This is a genomic window from Acidiphilium sp. PA, from assembly GCF_026191915.1.
Taxonomy (GTDB): Bacteria; Pseudomonadota; Alphaproteobacteria; order Acetobacterales; family Acetobacteraceae; genus Acidiphilium.
This window is the reverse complement of the sequence record NZ_JAIMBY010000077.1, coordinates 1-1,707: the sequence shown is the minus strand read 5'-3', so window position 1 is coordinate 1,707 and position 1,707 is coordinate 1. Positions and strand designations below refer to the sequence as shown.

The window sequence follows — 1,707 nt, the reverse complement described above, 5'->3', positions numbered from 1 at the left end:
GAGGCGATCATTAACACGTGACCTAACCGAACGACGCTCAGGTGGCCGCCTTCATATCGGAACGGTGGCCGGCTTCGTTTCGGAATGGGTGGCCGGCATCATATCGGAATGCATGGCCGGCTTCGTCGGAATACGCACCCAGACCAGATATCGGAACAGGACATTAGTATCGAGCGCCACCCTCATGAATTGCCGCGTGCAATCGTATCCTGCATATCCTCGAGTAAGACCTGCGGCAGTTCCGGCCGTGATGATGCACCCGTGACCTAGTTCATGTGGGGCGCATCTTCAATAGCGCGCAGCTTAACCGGGCCATCCGGGAGAAACGCGACATCGATTTTCTTTCCAAGCTTGGCCCGCAAGTGCCGGGGGCACAGCGCTCCGCAGTGTGAAATATATGCAGGATTCGTTGTTCCAAATAATTACCACGCTTAAAAATACAGATGCATAATTCGCCTGGAACAAATCACAAAATCGGTCACCTCGGTTATTGAAAACACGAGTTAATTTTTCGTACACCTTAAAGTAATTCGATACGAAATCGCATATTGTCGGAAAATTTTACACCTATTTTCTTTTGCAACAATATTATCTTGTTTTATCATGGACTTATTTTCTGGCCCAATTATTGCATTGGATAACCTGGAACGATTGTGTTCCACTTTAAAAATGCGGAGAATGAGATGACACAGAATGGAATGCGCCACTTCAGACGCAACTTGATGGGCGGTATATTTGGTCTAGCGGTCGCGGCGATGCCAATCGCAGCCCACGCGGCAGCGATCTATCCGTATGCATACGCTTCGAATCAAATCACCGGCCTGCTCTTCAGCGGGCAGGCACCATCGAATGCAGCATCGAGCAATCTCGAGACCATCAGCGACTCGGCTCAATACGGAAATGGAATAAGCGGTTACCAAGCATCCGGGCCAATCAATTCCGCTCAGACAATTTCTCAGGCCTATTCCGGTCCTGGCCCGGCGCCTGCTGCAACCTATACCGCAGTTGGGCTTGGTAATTTTACTGGAGCACGTAGCGACTCATCAATTGGTGCATTCGTGCCTGGAACCGGAAGCGCAGTCGATAACGTTGCTGAAGTGTATGGAAACGCGACCGGCAATGCGACTGGAACAAACGCGGCGTCGATTGAGTTCACCTATGTCGGAACGGGTAGCGCGCTGACCCTGGCATTCACCGATAATTACGCTCTGGCAGCTCACACCACCACGACTGCTGGAGGATTGGCTTCGGCTGCCATTCAGGATACGTTGGATATTAACAGTAACGGTGTGACTATCGCTTCGTACGATCCGTTCGCCGTTAACGCGTTGCCCAATTCGACAAGCTCAGCCGGTGGTGCAAACGGAAATTCGATTTCTGCCACTCGTTCATTTACTTACACGACACCGTTTATGCTCGCAGCAAACACTTCGTATTCGATTGTGCTCAAATCTGTCGCGACGGTGTCAACAGTTGCGGTTCCCGAACCCGGATCGTTGATCCTACTCGGCAGTGGTCTCCTTGGACTAGGGTTGGTTCTCCGTCGTAGGAATGGCCGACAAGCACGTGCTTACTCACCAGTCGGTAATTAAGGCGACATTTTGCTAGACGTATGGTTACGAGTATGATATAAATCTGGAATGAAATGTGACGGTCGAAGGTTTGATCATCGTACCCTGGAAACCATCCGATTGATGGCCGTAGAGC

The 1,707-nt window shown here is 50.7% G+C and carries 1 protein-coding gene; it reads left to right on the top strand.

Translation table 11 applies throughout. The annotated features are described in order from the left end of the window. Window positions 1–683 precede the first annotated feature (683 nt). Complete coding sequence (locus tag AruPA_RS21605; protein WP_265638789.1) at window positions 684–1,592, top strand: EDSAP-1 family PEP-CTERM protein; 909 nt, start codon at window positions 684–686, stop codon at window positions 1,590–1,592. Window positions 1,593–1,707: the final 115 nt, after the last annotated feature.